Source organism: Nonomuraea sp. NPDC001831, from assembly GCF_042892035.1.
Classification (GTDB): domain Bacteria; phylum Actinomycetota; class Actinomycetes; order Streptosporangiales; family Streptosporangiaceae; genus Nonomuraea.
Window position 1 is genome coordinate 15907 of record NZ_JBIATU010000011.1, and the last position, 16504, is coordinate 32410.

Annotated in this window: 10 protein-coding genes; 6 read left to right on the plus strand and 4 right to left on the minus strand. The window is 72.8% G+C overall.

All coding sequences use genetic code 11. The annotated features are described in order from the left end of the window. Positions 1-168: 168 nt before the first annotated feature. The 5 genes from ACFYYW_RS31030 to ACFYYW_RS31050 all read left to right on the plus strand — a co-directional run bounded on the left by ACFYYW_RS31030 (position 169) and on the right by ACFYYW_RS31050 (position 11961). Positions 169-2817: a GTP-binding protein gene (locus tag ACFYYW_RS31030; RefSeq protein WP_387653858.1), complete on the plus strand. Its 2649-nt coding sequence runs from the start codon at positions 169-171 to the stop codon at positions 2815-2817. Positions 2818-3089: 272 nt separating this feature from the next. Beyond that, positions 3090-6224, plus strand: a complete 3135-nt coding sequence (locus ACFYYW_RS31035; RefSeq protein WP_352328285.1) for a PDZ domain-containing protein — start codon at positions 3090-3092, stop codon at positions 6222-6224. A 134-nt stretch (positions 6225-6358) separates the two neighbouring features. Beyond that, the gene (locus ACFYYW_RS31040) at positions 6359-7741 is read left to right on the plus strand and encodes a glycosyltransferase family 4 protein (protein ID WP_387653861.1); all 1383 of its coding nucleotides are present in this window, start codon (positions 6359-6361) and stop codon (positions 7739-7741) included. A gap of 250 nt (positions 7742-7991) precedes the next feature. Then, entirely contained in the window at positions 7992-8705 is a 714-nt protein-coding gene (locus ACFYYW_RS31045) for an HNH endonuclease family protein (RefSeq protein WP_352328283.1), read from the plus strand. Between the two features lie 79 nt (positions 8706-8784). After that, positions 8785-11961, plus strand: coding sequence for a S8 family serine peptidase (locus ACFYYW_RS31050; protein WP_387653863.1), 3177 nt, complete (start codon positions 8785-8787; stop codon positions 11959-11961). 86 nt (positions 11962-12047) lie between these two features. Here the strand turns inward: ACFYYW_RS31050 and ACFYYW_RS31055 are convergent, their stop codons facing one another. The 3 genes from ACFYYW_RS31055 to ACFYYW_RS31065 form a co-directional block, all read right to left on the minus strand. Then, positions 12048-12911: a CU044_5270 family protein gene (locus ACFYYW_RS31055; protein WP_387653865.1), complete on the minus strand. Its 864-nt coding sequence runs from the start codon at positions 12909-12911 to the stop codon at positions 12048-12050. After that, positions 12908-13468 (minus strand): RNA polymerase sigma factor, encoded by a 561-nt coding sequence (locus ACFYYW_RS31060; RefSeq protein ID WP_387653867.1) that lies wholly within the window; start codon positions 13466-13468, stop codon positions 12908-12910. The genes ACFYYW_RS31055 and ACFYYW_RS31060 overlap by 4 nt, the downstream gene beginning before the upstream one ends. Before the next feature lie 119 nt (positions 13469-13587). After that, a complete protein-coding gene (locus ACFYYW_RS31065) occupies positions 13588-14418 on the minus strand; it encodes a GDSL-type esterase/lipase family protein (protein ID WP_352329028.1) in 831 nt (276 codons plus the stop codon). A 218-nt stretch (positions 14419-14636) separates the two neighbouring features. Here ACFYYW_RS31065 and ACFYYW_RS31070 point away from each other — a divergent pair, with 218 nt between their 5' ends. Next, positions 14637-15872, plus strand: coding sequence for an isochorismate synthase (locus tag ACFYYW_RS31070; RefSeq protein WP_352329030.1), 1236 nt, complete (start codon positions 14637-14639; stop codon positions 15870-15872). A 6-nt stretch (positions 15873-15878) separates the two neighbouring features. Here the strand turns inward: ACFYYW_RS31070 and ACFYYW_RS31075 are convergent, their stop codons facing one another. Then, entirely contained in the window at positions 15879-16499 is a 621-nt protein-coding gene (locus tag ACFYYW_RS31075) for a YigZ family protein (RefSeq protein ID WP_387653870.1), read from the minus strand. Positions 16500-16504: the final 5 nt, after the last annotated feature.

A 16504-nucleotide genomic window follows, 5' to 3' on the forward strand; every position in this document is an offset into this window, starting at 1 on the left:
CCCCGTACGACTGGTATGACCCGGTTTAAATCGGTGGCCTGCCGGCCCGCCCCGCTGGCAGGATGACCGGGCACCAGCCGGACGACGTTCAGGAGCACGAGATGCGGCGCCGCCCAGAGATCTTCCAGCGCCCCATTGGCACGAGAGTTCTCGAGGGCTCCACCACTCATGCACATCCTGAACATCGGCATCCTCGCGCACGTAGACGCGGGCAAGACCAGCCTCACTGAGCGGCTGCTGTTCGAGACCGGGGTCATCACGCGCCTCGGCAGCGTCGACGACGGCAGCACGCAGACCGACAGCGGCGAGATCGAACGCCGCCGCGGCATCACCATCCGCTCGGCGGTGGCCTCGTTCACCATGGGCGACCTGCGGGTCAACCTGGTGGACACGCCGGGCCACGCCGACTTCGTGGCCGAGGTCGAACGCGCGCTCGGCGTGCTCGACGGCGCCGTCCTGGTGGTGTCGGCCGTGGAGGGCGTGCAGCCGCACACGCGGGTCCTGATGAAGACGCTGCGGCGGTTGCGGCTGCCCACGCTGATCTTCGTGAACAAGATCGACCGGATGGGGGCCCGGGAGGCGGGGGTGCTCGCCGAGGTCCGGCGGTGGTTGTCGCCGCGAGCGGTCGCGCTCAACACGGTGAGCGGCATCGGCGGCCCGTCCGCCACCACCCACCCCTTCACCTTCGCCCCACCCCCCTTCAGCACCACCCCGAGCGCCCCACCCCCTCACCCCCTCGCCTCCCCTCCCCTCGCCTCTGGGCCCGCTTCTCGCGACCTGGCTCCCTCCGAGCCCATCACCTCCGGGCCCCTCGCCTCCGGGCCCGCTTCCCGCGGCCCGGCTCCCTCCGAGCCCATCACCTCCGTTTCCCCGTCCTCCGGGGCCGCTCCCAGGGACCCGGCCCCCGCCACCCGACCCCTCCCCTTGACTTCCTCGACGTCCGGAGCGGCTTCCGGCGACCCGGCCGTCGCATCCCGCTCCCCCGTCGTCGCTCCCCCGGCCTCTGGGGGTGCTCCCCGCTCAGGGGTGGCGGGCGGCGGCTCGAAGGAGGTGGTGCGGGCCACTGGGCCCGTCGATGCCGATCCCGCCAGTACGGAGCCCGAGACGACGCATGACGCCAGGCCCGACGTGAGGCCCCACGCGAGTCCCGAGGCAGGGCCTGAGGCGGGGCCCGAGGCGGGGGTCAGCGCGAGGGCCGACCTCAGAGCCGACGCAGTGGCCGGCGCGGGGGCCGACGTGGGGGCAGGGGCCGACGCAGGGGACGGCTTGGAGGCGGCTGGGATGGTGGCGGCTGAGCTGTTGGCTGAGGGGGATGACGGGCTGTTGGAGTTGCTCGTCGATGACGTGGTTCCGGGGGCGGGGCGGGTGCGGGAGGCGCTTGCGGCGCAGTGCGCGGCGGGCGAGGCGCATCCGGTGTTGTTCGGGTCAGCGATCACCGGCGAGGGGGTGGCCGAGCTGCTCGGGGCGGTCCGGCTGCTTCCCGCGGTTCCCCAGCCCCCGGCCGGCGCGGATAGAAGCGCCGGCCGCATGACGGCGGCGGCCGGAGGCGGGCCCCTTGGGCTGGCGGCGGCTGTGGAGCTGGACCGTCACGGGGTGCGCGGCATGACGGCCGAGCCCGCGACGACCACGCCCACAACGGCGACACCCACGACGGCGGCGGCTACAAAAACGACGGTGGCTGCAACGACAGCGGCGGCTGAAGCGACGGCGGTGGGCGTGGTGTTTGTGGTGGAGCGGGGGCGGGGTGGGGAGAAGGTGGCGTATCTGCGGATGTGGAGCGGGGAACTCCGGGCGCGGGAGCGGGTGACGTTTCTGCGGCGGGGGCCGGGTGGGGGCGTCCATGCGTACGAGGGGCGGCCGAGCGGGGTGGTCGTCGTCGGGTCCGGGGCGCGGGTGGCGGTGGCGGGCGACATCGCCACGGTCCGGGGCGTGCCGGGGATCCGGGTCGGCGACCGGCTGGGCGATCCGGGCCCGGCGCAGCAGGCCCATTTCACGCCGCCCAGCCTGGAGACCGTCGTACGCCCCCGGGTCCCCGGCCAGGAGCCGCGCCTGCACGCCGCGCTGGTCGCGCTGGCCGAGCAGGACCCGCTGATCGGCACCCGTACGCTGCCCGGCGGCCGGACGTCGGTCCTGCTGTACGGGGAGGTCCAGAAGGAGGTCATCGGCGAGACCCTGGCCAGGGACTTCGGCGTGGAGGCGGAGTTCGAGCCGAGCCGTCCGGTGTACTTCGAGCGTCCGGCGGGCACCGGGACGGCCCGGGAGGAGATGCGCCAGGCCGGGGACGCGTTCATGGCGACGGTGGGCCTGCGGGTCGAGCCGGCCGCGCCGGGCTCGGGCGTGCTCTACCGGCTGGAGGTCGATCTGGGCTCGTTGCCGATGGCCTTCCACCGGGCGATCGAGGAGAGCGTGCGGGGCGGCCTGGGGGCGGGCCCGCACGGGTGGCCGGTCACCGACGTGCTGGTCACGCTGACGGCGACGGGTTACGCCTCCCCGGTCACGACCGCCGGCGACTTCCGCGGGCAGGCGCGGGCCGTGCTGGCCGCGGCGCTGCGCAGGGCCGGCACCAGGGTGTACGAGCCGTGCCACCGTTTCGAGGCGGAGGTGCCCGCCGACGCCTTCGCCGCCGTGTCGTCCCGCCTGGCCGGGCTGGGCGCGGTCCTGGACGGCACGAGCAGGCGGGACGGGACGTGGGTGCTCGAAGGGGAGATCCCGGCGGCGGCCGTGCACGAGGCCGAGCGGCGACTGCCGGGGCTGTCGCGCGGCGAGGGGGGGTGGTGGTCACGTCCGTCCGGAGATCGCCCGATTAGCGCGCGATAGGCGGTATGTCGGTTATCTGAGATAGATGGGTATTAATCCGCCATAGTGTGCCAATCGGGCGCAACCGTTTCAGGGGGAAACGATGGCTGACACGAAGAAGAAACCGGCCACCAAGTCGGGCAAGGCCAAGAAGCAGGCGATCAAGACGAGCCGCCAGGCCAAGGAGACCAAGAAGGAAACCAGAAGGACCGACGAGGGATGACCCCGTGAGGTGAATCGCGCAGCCGGGGGCCGGCGGCCCCCGGCTGTCCGGTGGAAGAGGAGCTGCGCACATGTCGGCCTATCTCCGCTTTCCCACTGTCTTTCAGGACGTGGTGGTCTTCGCCGCCGAGGACGACCTGTGGATGGTCTCGGCCCAGGGCGGCCGCGCGTTCCGCCTGACCGCCGGCGCGGCCGAGGCCGGCTACCCGCGCATCTCCCCGCGCGGCGACCAGATCGCGTTCGTCGGCCGGGAGGAGGGCCCGGAGGAGGTCTACGTGATGCCGGCCGTCGGCGGCGCCGCGCGCCGGGTCACCTTCCACGGCGCCCGCTGCACGGTCACCGGCTGGGACCACGAGGGCCGCATCCTGTACGCCAGCGACCAGTCCCAGCCGTTCGCCGGGCGCAAATGGCTGCACCGCGTGGCGCCGGGCGGGGTGCCGCAGCGGCTGCCGTACGGACCGGCGAACTCGATCGCCCACGGCCCCGACGGGATGATCGTGCTCGGCCGCAACACCGCCGACCCCGCGCGCTGGAAGCGCTACCGCGGCGGCACAGTCGGCGACCTGTGGATCGACACCGACGGCGACGGCGAGTTCAGGCGGCTGATCCGGCTGCCGGGGAACCTGGCCTCGCCGTGCTGGAGCGGCCGGCGGGTCTGCTTCCTGTCCGACCACGAGGGGGTCGGGAACGTCTACTCCTGCCTTCCGGACGGCGGCGACCTGCGCAGGCACACCCACCACGAGGACTACTACGCGCGCAACCTGTCCGGCGACGGCCACCGGCTGGTCTACCACGCCGGCGCCGACCTGTACCTGCTGGAGCCGGACGAGGAGCCGGACGACGGGCCGGACGACGGGCCCAGGCGGCTGGAGGTGCGGCTGGCCAGCTCCAGGACGCAGCGCAACCGCCGGTTCGTCGACGCCGAGGACTACCTCGACAGCGCGACCCTCAGCCCGGACGGCAGCGCGCTGGCGATCACCTCGCGCGGCAAGGCGTACGCGATGGCCGACTGGGAGGGCCCGGTGAGCCAGCACGGCGAGCCGGACGGCGTCCGCTACCGCTTCCTGACCTGGCTGAACGACGGCGTGCGGCTGATCGCCGCGGCCAGCGGCGAGTCCGACGAGGAGACGCTGGTCGTCCTGGAGGGCCACGAGGGCGGCTGCGGCGTCGAGGTGGCCCGGCTGGGCCGGATCAACGAGCTGGTCCCCGACCCCGCGCACGACCGCGTGGCCGTCGTCAACCACCGCCACGAGCTGTACCTGCTGGACCTGGCCACGGGCGCGGCCACCCTGGTGGAACGCAACCCGCACGGGCCGCCCGAGGACCCGGCCTGGTCGCACGACGGGCAGTGGCTGGCCTACGCCGGGCCGCTCAACGCCCAGACGACCGCGATCAAGCTGCACCACCCGGAGACCGGCCGGACGGTGGCCGCCTCCGAGCCGGTGCTCAAGGACTCGATGCCGGCCTTCGACCCCCAGGGCCGCTACCTGTACTTCATCGGCCAGCGGGTCTTCTCGCCCGTCTACGACCAGTTGCAGTTCGACCTGGGCTTCCCGCTGGGCACCCGGCCGTATGCGATCGCGCTGCGGGCCGACGCGCCCGACCCGTTCGTGCCGGGACGGCGTCCCCTCAACGGCAAGGACGAGGAGGAGGACGAGCCGGCGGAGGCCGTCCGGGTGGACCTGGACGGGCTGGCCGCCCGCGTCACCGCCTTCCCGCTGCCGGAGGGCCGTTACGAGGGGGTGGCTGGGCTCAAGGGCAAGGCGCTGCTGCTGACCAGCCCGCTGGAGGGCGAGAACACCCTGCACCTGTACGACTTCGCCAAGGGCAGGAACGAGACGTTCGCCGACGGCGTCACCGCGTTCGAGCTGGGCCGCGACCACAAGACGCTGCTGTACCGGGCCGGCAGCCGGCTGCGCGTGGTCAGGGCCGGCGAGGTGCCCGAGCACGACGACGACCCGCCGGGCCGCGAGAGCGGCTGGATCGACCTGTCGCGCATCAAGGTGTCGGTGGCGCCGGAGTCGGAGTGGCGGCAGATGTTCCGGGAGGCGTGGCGGCTGCAGCGGGAGAACTTCTGGACCGAGGACATGGCCGGCATCGACTGGCCGGGCGTCTACCGGCGTTACGAGCCGCTGGTGGACCGGGTCACCACCCGGGGCGAGTTCTCCGACCTGCTGTGGGAGCTGCACGGCGAGCTGGGCACCAGCCACGCCTACGAGAGCGGCGGCGAGTACCGTCCCGGGCCGGACTACAGCCAGGGCAAGCTGGGGGTCGACTGGGACTACCGGGACGGCGTCTACCACGTGCGCGCGATCGTCACCGGCGACCCGTGGGACCCCGAAGCCACCTCGCCGCTGAACCGCCTGGGGCTGGACGTGCGGCCGGGGGACGCGGTGCTGGCCATCAACGGCGCGCCCATCGGCCGCGCGGCCACCCCGAACGAGCGGCTGGTCAACCAGGCCGGCGAGGAGGTGGAGCTGACCCTGCGACGCGAGGAGCGGGTGTTCACGGTGACCGTGCGCGCGCTGGCCGACGAGCAGCCCGCCCGTTACCGCGACTGGGTGAACCTCAACCGCGCCGAGTGCCACGAGCGGTCCGGCGGGCGCATCGGCTACCTGCACGTCCCCGACATGGGCACCGAGGGGTTCGGCGAGTTCCACCGTGGCTTCCTGGCCGAGTACGACCGGCACGCCCTCATCGTGGACGTGCGCTTCAACGGCGGCGGGCACGTCTCGGCGCTGCTGCTGGAGAAGCTGGCCAGGCGGCGGCTCGGCTACGACTACCCGCGGTGGGGGGACCCGGAGCCGTACCCGCCGGAGTCGCCGCGCGGGCCGCTGGTGGCCATCACCAACGAGTGGGCGGGCTCGGACGGCGACATCTTCAGCCACACCTTCAAGCTGCTCAAGCTGGGCCCGCTGGTCGGCAAGCGCACCTGGGGCGGGGTGATCGGCATCTGGCCGCGCCACCGGCTCGCCGACGGGACCGTGACCACGCAGCCGGAGTTCTCCTTCGCCTTCGACGACGTCGGCTGGCAGGTGGAGAACTACGGCACGGATCCCGACATCGAGGTCGACATCACCCCGCAGGACTACGCCAAAGGCATCGACACGCAGCTGGAGCGGGCCATCGACGTCGCCCTGGGCCTGCTTGCCGAGCATTCGCCGCATACGCCGGATCCGTCGCATCGGCCAGGTATGCAACCTTAGGATCCTCTTGGGCGTCTAAAGATCATAGGCGGGGAAAGCGCACAGGGGATGACATGTGCACTCCGCTCGCGCGCGGCCTGACGACCGGCCTCGCGCGTACGCGAATGCAACCGAGCACAAGGGGGATCGTCCAGGTGCGCGCACTGGCACGCAGGGGGAAGTCGGCGATGGTCCGGTTGTACCGGGGGTACAACCGCCGCAAGGCACGCAACGCGCCGCCGCCGTCGACCGACCGCATCAGGATCCTGCTCCTGCACGCCAACGGCATGGGCGGGACGATCAGGACGGTGTTCAACCTGGCCGGTTACCTGGCCGAGAAGCACGACGTCGAGATCGTCAGCATCCTGAAGGAGGCCGAGGAGCCGTTCTTCCCGATCGACCCGCGGGTGCGCTTCCGCTTCCTGGACGACCGGCTCAAGCCGAGCCCCGATCCGCTGCGGGCGATGTTGTCGAAGTTCCCCAGCAAGCTGATCCCGCCGGAGGAGACGGCCTACCACCGCTTCACCCTGTGGACCGACTACAAGCTGGCCCGCTACATCCGCTCGCTCGACAGCGGCGTGCTCATGGCCACCCGTCCCGGGCTCAACCTGGCCATGGCGCAGTTAGCGCAGCCGGGCGTGATCACCATCGGGCAGGAGCACGTGGCCCTGCGCACCCAGGCCGAGCCGATGCAGAAGCTGATCAAGTGGCGGTACCGGCGGATGGACGCCCTGGTCACCCTCACCAAGGCCGACCTGCGCGACTACCGCAGCACGCTGCCGAAGAAGCCGAAGAAGCTGGCGCGCATCCCCAATGCCGTCCCGCCGATGAGCGGCGAGGTGTCCAGGCTGGACGCCAAGGTCGTCGTCGCCGTGGGCCGGATGACCCGGCTCAAGGGCTTCCACCGGCTGATCACCGCGTGGGAGACCGTCGCCGCCGCGCACCCCGACTGGAAGCTGCGCATCTTCGGCGCCGGGCCGCAGCAGGACAACCTGGCGGCGCAGATCGTCGAGGCCGGGCTCGAGGGCAAGGTGGAGCTGCCGGGGCCGACCAGCGACGTGGGGGCCGAGCTGGAGAAGGCGTCGATCTTCGTGCTCAGCTCGCGGCACGAGGGCTTCCCGATGACGATCCTGGAGGCCATGGCCAAGGGGCTGGCCATCGTCAGCTTCAACAGCCCGCACGGCCCCAAGGAGATGATCACTGACGAGGTGGACGGGCTGCTGGTCAAGCCGCGTACCAACGCCAACCTGGCGGCCGCGATCATGCGGGTCATCGAGGACGAGCCGCTGCGCCGGTCGCTGGCGGCGGGCGCGCTGGAGACGGCGCGCACGTACGACGTGAACGCGGTGGGCGAGAAGTGGGACGAGCTGCTGGCCGAACTGGTGGCCCGCCGCAACGGCACGTACGTCCGCCCGCTCCGCCCCGTCCCGGACGCCGCCCCCGAAGCCACCCCGGAAGCCGCCACCGAACCCGCCACCGGCCCCGGCGAGGCCGCCACGCCCGCCGAGGCCACCGAGCCGGCCGGTCCCCGGGCCTGACGGTCCCCGGGCCTGACGGTCCCCGGGCCTGACGGTCCCCGGGCCTGACGGGACGGGCGTCACGTCGCCGAGCCGGTTTTCCACCGGCTCGGCGAAGACGGGCGCCGGGAATCCCGCGCCACCGCCATTACCGCGGTGCGGCGTGAACCGCCTGGTGTGGGTGATCAGTGACGGAAGCCTTCCTGTGTCAAATCCGGCGATGGCGGGAATTCTCTAGACAACTTCGCCCGCGGGAACCACGGAGGGCCGCTTGAGCACGAAGGTCGCCGTCGCGATCCTCGCCGGAGCCGTCATCGTCGTTTCCTTCGCCGGCAGCGCCAAGAGCCCCGCCGCCACCGCCGCCAGCCCCCTCAGCAACGCCAGCGGGACGCTGCCCGGCCTCGCCCCGATCCTGTCCGACGGCGACAAGGCCAGGGCGCGCGGCCTCATCGGCCGCTTACGCGTCAAGGGCCGCGGCCCCAACACCGGCTACGCCCGCAGCCGGTACGGCGAGAACTGGGCCGACACCGCCACCGGCGTGCCCTACGCCCGCAACGGCTGCCGCACCCGCGACGACCTGCTCGCCCGCGACGGCACCGGCGTCGAGTACCGGCCCGGGTCGAGCTGCGAGGTCGTCGCCATGGAGCTGACCGACCCCTACACCGGCCGGCTCATCTCCTGGCACAAGTCCGAGGCCGACGAGGTGCAGGTGGACCACGTGGTGCCGCTCAACTACGGGTGGCGCATGGGCGCGCCGCGCTGGCCGATGGCGAAACGCCTGGACTTCGCCAACGACCCGCTCAACCTGTTACCCGTCGACGGCCGCGCCAACGAGGAGAAGGACGCCTCCGGCCCGGCCGGCTGGCTGCCTCCCCAGCGCCGCGTCCGCTGCGCGTACGTCACCCGGTTCGCCCAGGTCGCGCTCAAGTACGACCTGCCCGTGACCAGGGCCGACAAGAACGCCATGCTCGCGCAGTGCCGCTAGCCCCGGGCCCCAGGGAAGAAGAATCCACCCTTCTGTGAACAAGAGGAGAAACGCTCGATTTCTCTTCTTGTGAGGATCAATGATGTTAGGCAAGGGACTGCTGGCAGCGGTCCTGGCAGGCACGCTGAGTGTGGGCGCGACCACGGGAACCCGCCCGGCCGACGCGGGCCAGGCAGGCCCCGGACAGCCGCGCCCCGGCACGACCGGGGGCGTGACGCTGCTGACCGGCGACCGTGTCGTGGTCACGGGCAGGAGCTTCCGGGTGGAGCCGGGGGCGGGCCGGGAGGTGTACTTCTCCTCCGGATACCGCGACGGGCATCTGTACGTCGTCCCGTCCGACGCCGGGCCCCTGGTCGCCCGGGGAGTGCTGGACGAGCGGCTGTTCGACGTCACCCAGTTGCTCGCCTGGCGTTACGGCGACGCGGACACGCCCGACATCCCGCTGCTCACACAGTCGCCGGCGGGAACGGCCCCCGCGCTGAAGGGCTCCGCGACGACCCGGCGGCTGACCAGCCTGGGCATGACGGCGCAGCGGGTGGCCAAGAAGAGCGCCGGCGAGACGTGGCGGAGCCTGGTCGGCGGGGCGTCCACGCTGGCCGCGGGCAAGGGCAGGATCTGGCTGGACGGGCGGCGTTCGTACACCCTGGACCGCAGCACCCGGCAGATCGGCGCGACCGAGGCGTGGCAGCGGGGTCTCACCGGACAGGGCGTCACGGTCGCCGTGCTCGACAGCGGGTACGACCCCACGCATCCCGACCTGAAGGACGTGGTCACCCAGTCGCGGAACTTCTCCGACGAGCCCGACATCACTGATCGTCTCGGGCACGGCACGCACGTCACCTCGATCATCGCCGGCGCCGGCGAGAAGTACCGCGGCGTGGCGCCGGGAGCCCGCATCGCCTTCGGCAAGCTGGGCACGCAGATCAGCGACTCCGCGATCCTGGCCGGCATGGAGTGGGCCGCCACGGAGGTCAAGGCCAAGATCATCAACATGAGTTTCGGCAGCCCCGACGAACCCGGCCTCGACCCGATCGAACAGGCGGTGAACACCCTGTCGCAGAAGACCGGCGCCCTGTTCGTGGTGGCCGCGGGCAACGACGGCGGCGAGGGCACCGTGAACAGCCCCGGCAGCGCGGACGCCGCGCTGACCGTCGGCGCGGTGGACCGCTCCGACCAGCCGGCCGACTTCTCCAGCAGGGGCCCGCGCAGCGGCGACCACGCGGTCAAGCCGGACGTCACCGCCCCTGGCGTGGACATCGTGGCCGCCGCCGCGGCGGACACCGCCGACGGAACCCACGTGGCGATGAGCGGCACGTCGATGGCGGCCCCGCACGTGGCGGGAGCGGCGGCCATCCTCGCCCAGCGTCACCCCGGCTGGAGCGGGCAGCAGCTCAAGGCGGCGCTCGTCGGCAGCGCCCGGCCGACCGCCGGCGCCACGCCGTACCAGCAGGGCACCGGGCGGGTGGACGTGCCGCGCTCGCTGGACCAGGAGGTGATCGCCGCTCCCACCGGCGTGTGGGCCGCGTTCCCGTACGGGCAGCCGGGCGAGCGGCGGGCCACCGGGAAGATCACTTACACCAACGCCGGGACCGCGCCCGTCACCCTGGACCTCACGACCGACTCGGACGTGCTCACGCTCTCGCCACAGCGGCTGGAGGTGCCCGCGGGCGGGCAGGCGTCGGTCACGGTGACGATCGACGCCGAGGGCGAGAGCCCCGGCGACCATCCGGGAATCGTCACCGCCACGGCCGGTGACACGGTGGTCCGCACCCCGGCCGGGGCGTACGTGGAGCCGGAGTCCTATGACGTCACGGTGGCCGTCCTGGGCAGGGACGGGGCCGCCGCCGAGGACGTGCAGGGCGTCGTCTACGACCAGGCGACCGGCGCGCAGCGCACCCTCGTCTTCCACGGCGGCACTGCCAGGATCAGGCTGCCGAAGGGACACTGGAACCTCTACACCGAGATCGTCGGGAGGGCGGAGCACAGCCTGACGCTCGCGCACCGGCCGTTCGAGGTCGGCGACGCCGACGTGTCCCTGACGGTCGACGGCCGTGAGGCGAAGCGGTTCACGTTCACGGTCGACGACCCCACTGCCGTCCCCGATCCCGCGTTCGCGCTCACCATGGTCAACGGCCCCTGGAACGCCACGATGGCCGCGTTCAACTTCCGCGGCGGCTTCCACGTCCTCCCGATGCGGCAACCGGGGTTCGCCTACCTGGCCCAGACCGTCTGGACCAAGAAGGACACGACGCCCAGCCCGTACCGCTACGACCTCGTGGACCGCCGTACGGACGGCTTCCCCGACGCCCCCGGGTACGCCGCGCGGACCCGGGACATGGTCAAGGCGACCGAGACCTACCGCTCGGCCGTCCCGGGCGCCACCGGCACGCTGACCTCCGGGCCGGTGCCGCCCGGCGGCGCCCTTGCGGCGGGGCTGACCACCTGGGACATCCCGCTGCCGAGCAGCCTGACGCGGTACCTCACGCCGGGGCTGGCGTGGAACGACGAGTTCAGGGCGGGCGGCCTGACCGAGCTCGGCACCGGCCCGGTGCGCGACAGGAAGTTCACCCAGCTCTGGAACGCCGCGGTGACCGGCCCCTCGTTCGCCGTCACCGGCGGCAGCCGCACCGGCGACAGGCTCGACTTCCCCATCGACGGCATGTACACCAGCGGCGTCCCCGGCCGTACCGGCATGGACGAGACCGCGACCGGCACCCTCACCCTGACCGGGAAGGGAAAGGAGATCGCCAGGACCGGCATCTCCGGCTGCACCCCCTACCCGGGTGCGAGGTGCGTGCTCACCGCCAGGCTGCCGGAGGCGGACACCGCCTACACGCTGACCGCCTCCTCCCGGCGGCCGGAGGCGGGGCTGTCCACGGGCGTCGACGCCGTCTGGACGTTCCGCTCCGCCCGTACGGCCAAGGCCCGGCCCCTGCCGCTGATGGCCGTGCGCTACGCACCGCAGGGCCTCGACGACGGCAACCGCGCCGAGCCGGGCTCGCGGACCACCGTGCCGATCCGGGTCGAGCGGGCTCCCGGCGCCCGAGCGGCGGCCGTCTCCTCGATCACGCTGGAGGCGTCCGCCGACGACGGGCGGACGTGGCGGCCGGTGCGCGTCCTGGCGACCGGATCGGGCTGGACGGCACGGCTGGACAACCCGACCACTCCGGGGTACGTCTCGCTGCGCGCCACCGTCACCGACCAGGCGGGCGACGGCGTCACCCAGACCGTGACCCGCGCCTACGCCGTCGGCTGACGGCCGAGCCGCCGGTCAGGCGGGCGGACCGGGCACGGGCCGGGGCGTCCCCCCGGCCCGTGCCCGGTCGCGGGCAGACCTGCGATTCACCGAGGGAGCCGGTCGGTCCACTCGGTGTCCACGGAGAAGAACCCGGCGTTGAACGCGATGCTGCCGTCGTCGAGGATGACGAGGTCGGCGCGGACCACCCGGGCCTTGTCGGGATCGACGACCAGTTCGAGGTCGTCCTCACCGCCGTCGGGGTCGGGAAAGCGCAGATGCCGGCCGCCTTCGACCGCGCCCACGTCCACCAGCCCCGGTGTCGCGGCGAGCGCGCGGAACGCGGCCGAGCGGACCGCCGTGGGCGTCGGCAGGTCGGTGATCAGCGCGAGCAGGGTGAGGGTCGGATCGCCGCGGATCTCGGACGCGGACATGTTCGCCTCTTCGCCCTTGCGCGCGACGATCCACGCCTTCAGCGCCTCCGGGTCCGTCGGCAGCCCTTCGAGCTCCTCGAAGCTCACCTCGGCGCCCTTGAGGCTGAGCGTCCGCGCGGCCGGCGCCGGTACGACGGCGTCCGGGGGGCCGTCCTCCATGCCCCTGGTCCAGCGCCTGCCGTCGCGCCTGGTCCAGCTCTCCATCGGCGCGCTGCCCGTCTCGAACCCCTTGTGCGTGACGTGCCAGTACGTCCCGGAGCCTTGAGGCGTGCGTTCCGCGGTGACGGCGGCCATGAGCAGGACCTCCTTGCCCGTGACCGACGCGCCGTCGTTCACGGGCGCCCCCGCGGTGAACACGACCGCCGCGGCGGAACCGGCGGCGGCGGCCAGGGCGGCTCCCGCCACGAACCAGCCCATGCGCCGGCGCGCCCGGCCCGACCGCGCCCGTCGCCTGAGGCGCTCCCGGCCGCGCGCGACCGCCCCGGCGGACGGCTCCGGCTCGCCCAGCAGAGTGGCGATCTCGTCCAGGTCGTTCATGGGTGGGTCTCCTTGTCGGTGATGGCCTGGATCTTGGCGCGGGCCCGGCTGAGCCGCGACCCCACCGTGCCGAGGGAAATGCCGAGCGCCTGGGCGATCTCGTTGTAGCTGAGCTGGCCCAGCGCCAGGAGCAGCAGCACGTCACGCTCGCCGCCGTTCAGCGAGGCGAGCGCCATGGCCAGGTACGGCTGCGCGGTCGCGGCGGTGACGACCCGGTTCTCGTGCCCTTCCACGACCGGCACGGGCCCGAGCCGGGCCAGCACCCGGTACCGGCGGGCCTCCTTGTGACGATGCCGGGCCACCAGGTTCGTGGCGATGCCGAGCAGCCAGGGCCGCAGAGCACCTCTTTCCACCTCGAAGCGGTCACGCCGGTCGAACGCCAGCAGGAACGTCTCGGCGGCGATGTCCTCGGCCACCTGGGCGCCCAGGCGTCCGGCCACGTACCGGTAGACGTCATGGAAATACCGGTCGTACACGGCGGTGAACAGCTCAGGGTTCCGCCGGTAGCCGGCGACGAGGGCGGCGTCGGTCACCTGCTCGCCCACGTCGGCGGTCATGTGCCGGTCTCCGTCATGAGTGTGCCTTCCGGTGGGTGATCATTACTTTCACCCATCCTTTGCGGCGTACGCGGCTTTTCTTCCCGCGTGCCGGAAGGCGGCCACTCAGCAGGGCCGGGCTAGCGCGGGTCCTCCCAGACGAAGCCGTGCTCGAACGTCTGCTCGGCCAGCGCCTTCTGCCCGGCGAGGTTGGGGTGGAAGAAGTCCCACTTGCTGACGTGGTCGAGCGTGAACGGGAAGGAGAAGATCGCGCCCTCGTCGGTGTCGCAGGAGGGCCCCATCGCCGCGCAGGCCAGCGCCGCCTCCCTGTTGTAGGCCATCACCCGCGCCCGCACCCGGGCCCGCCGCTCGACGTCGGCCTTCTTCACCGAGGCCGGGTCGGCCAGCATCGTCTGGCAGATCCTCCCGACGGTCCAGAACGTACGGGCCAGCGGGTTGCCCTTGCCGACCTGCCACAACCGCCGCAGATCGGGGACGCTGGCGATGAACACCCTGGCCTGCGGCATGCCGGCACGCAGGGCCGACAGCGCGGCGTCCATGCGCCGGCGGTAGAGCGCGACCGGCGTCATCTCCCGCTCGGTACGCTTGCACGCGTCCTGGGCGCCTATGAGGATCGTCACATAATCGGCCTTCGCCGCGATCGCCTGGTTGACCTGACCGAGCAGATCGGCGCTCGTGGAACCGGGCACCGCGAAGTTCTCCCGATGGAGCGTTCCAGCCAGGCCCCGCAGCCGGAGGTAGTGGCTGTCCACCTGCGCGTTGTCGCCGGCCGCCCAGGAGCGGGCCGCGCAGGAGACGTACCAGCCGCAGGCGTTGAAGCCCGTGGAGATCGAGTCGCCCAGCGCCGCCATCGTCTCAGGGACGGGCTGAGCTGCGACGACGGCCTGCGCGGGGCCCGAGGCGGCCAGGACGAGGAGGGCGGTGACGACGGGGGACAGACGACCGATCATGGCCCCAAAGGTAGGGAGTCGATCATGGCCGCACCATGACCTTCAGGGGAGGTCTGCCTTTTCAGGACCGTCTTCCTATCGCCGCTTGACAGTGCGTCCGCGACCTGGGCGCCCTCAATAAACGTCAAGATCCGGTTATTTCCTGGCTCGTGGGCAGTAACACCGCATTAACGGGGGTCCGAGTCGAACGTGTTCAGTTCCCGCATAGAGTGTCTTGAGTGAGTGTCGCGCTCGGAACAACCCGCCCGCTACCGGTTCGCACCACCCCTGTCGGCGACCCCGGTGACCTGCTGGCATCCCTCCCGAAGACGGCGCCCTACGCCTGGATCAGGAACGGCGAGGGCCTGGTGGGATGGGGCCAGGCCGCCCGCGTCGCCGTGCCGCCGGGCCCCGGCCGCTTCGCCTGGGCCCGCGAGTGGCTGCGCACCGTCCTCGGCGACGCACCCGCCGACGACGCCGGGCGCGCCCCCGGCTCCGGCTCCGGCCCCGTCGCCTTCGGCAGCTTCACCTTCGACGAGGACGCCCCCGGGTCCGTGCTCGTCGTCCCCCGCGCCGTGCTCGCCCGCCGCGGCGGCCGCGCCTGGCTCACCACCGTCGGCGAGGCCCCGCTGGAGACCTTCAGCCCCATCCGCGAGCCCGGCCGCATCAGCTACGGCGACGGCAGCCTCACCGCCCCCCAATGGGAGCACGTCGTCGCCCGGGCCGCCCGCCGCATCCGCGACGGCGAACTGGAGAAGGTCGTGCTCGCCCGCGACCTGCTCGCCACCGCCGAGCACCCCATCGACGTGCGCCTGCTGCTGACCCGGCTGGCCCGGCGCTACCCCGAGTGCTACACCTTCTCCGTCGCCGGCCTCGTCGGCGCCACCCCCGAACTGCTCATCCGCCGCACCGGCCAGGAGATCGAGTCCCTCGTCCTGGCCGGCACCACCGCCCGCGGCACCGGCCCGGCCGACGACGTCGCCCGCGGCGCCGCGCTGTTCGCCTCCCAGAAGGACCGCCACGAGCACGAGTGCGCCATCGCCTCCGTGCGCCAGACCCTCGCCCCCCTCTGCTCCTCCCTGCACACCCCCGACGAGCCCGAACTCCTCGTGCTCCCCAACGTCCAGCACCTGGCCAGCCACGTCACCGGGCGGCTGGCCGACGGCGCGTCCGTGCTCGACGTGGTGGCCGCCATGCACCCCACCGCCGCCGTCGGCGGCACCCCGACCGACACCGCCATCAAGGTCATCCGCGAGCTGGAGGGCATGGACCGCGCCGGTTACGCGGGCCCCGTCGGCTGGATCGACGCCCACGGCGACGGCGAATGGGGCATCGCCCTGCGCTCGGGGCTGATCGAGGGCAACCGCGCCCGGCTGTTCGCCGGCGGCGGCATCATGGGCAACTCCGACCCGGCCGCCGAGCTGGCCGAGGCCCAGGCCAAGTTCCGCGTCATGCAGTACGCCCTGGAGGGCTGAGCGGCCTCAGCCGGGCACGTGCACACCCTCGCCCACCTCGACGCGGGCCCGGCCGGCCGTCAGCGCGGCCACCCACTCGCCGAACGCCGCCACCTCGTCCTCCCCCACCGCCACCGAGAACGTCACCCCGGCCGCGTAGGTCACCTCGCGCAGCGCGTAGCGGGAGGCGCGCAGGTCGTTCTCCACCCGGCCGGCCTGGTCGTGGGCCACCGAGACGCTCACCAGCCTGGCCGGGACCATCCGCACCGGCTGCACCAGGTCGAGCGTCTCGGTCACCGCTCCCCCGTAGGCGCGCACCAGCCCGCCCGCGCCCAGCAGGACGCCGCCGAAATAGCGCGTGACCACCGCGACCACGTCGTTGAACCCCCGGCCGACCAGCGCCTGGACCATCGGCGTGCCCGCCGTGCCGCCGGGCTCGCCGTCGTCGTCGCCCTTCTGCAGCCGCCCGCCGATCACGTACGCGGTGCAGTTGTGGGTGGCGCCGGCGTGCTCGCGGCGGCGGGCGGCGATGAACGCGGCGGCCTCCTCGACGGTACGGGCGGGGGCCAGCGCGCAGACGAACCGGGAGCGGCGCACCTCGGTCTCGTGCTCGACGCCGGCCGCGAGGGTGAGGTACGACTGGGACACGCCCG

What these genes read in the sequence shown, in the direction of transcription:
- ACFYYW_RS31030 (WP_387653858.1), top strand. Translation starts at nt 169, where the DNA reads ATGCACATCCTGAACATCGGCATCCTCGCGCACGTAGACGCGGGCAAG.
- ACFYYW_RS31035 (WP_352328285.1), top strand. Translation starts at nt 3,090, where the DNA reads ATGTCGGCCTATCTCCGCTTTCCCACTGTCTTTCAGGACGTGGTGGTC.
- ACFYYW_RS31050 (WP_387653863.1), top strand. Translation starts at nt 8,785, where the DNA reads ATGATGTTAGGCAAGGGACTGCTGGCAGCGGTCCTGGCAGGCACGCTG.
- ACFYYW_RS31055 (WP_387653865.1), bottom strand. Translation starts at nt 12,911, where the DNA reads ATGAACGACCTGGACGAGATCGCCACTCTGCTGGGCGAGCCGGAGCCG.
- ACFYYW_RS31060 (WP_387653867.1), bottom strand. Translation starts at nt 13,468, where the DNA reads ATGACCGCCGACGTGGGCGAGCAGGTGACCGACGCCGCCCTCGTCGCC.
- ACFYYW_RS31065 (WP_352329028.1), bottom strand. Translation starts at nt 14,418, where the DNA reads ATGATCGGTCGTCTGTCCCCCGTCGTCACCGCCCTCCTCGTCCTGGCC.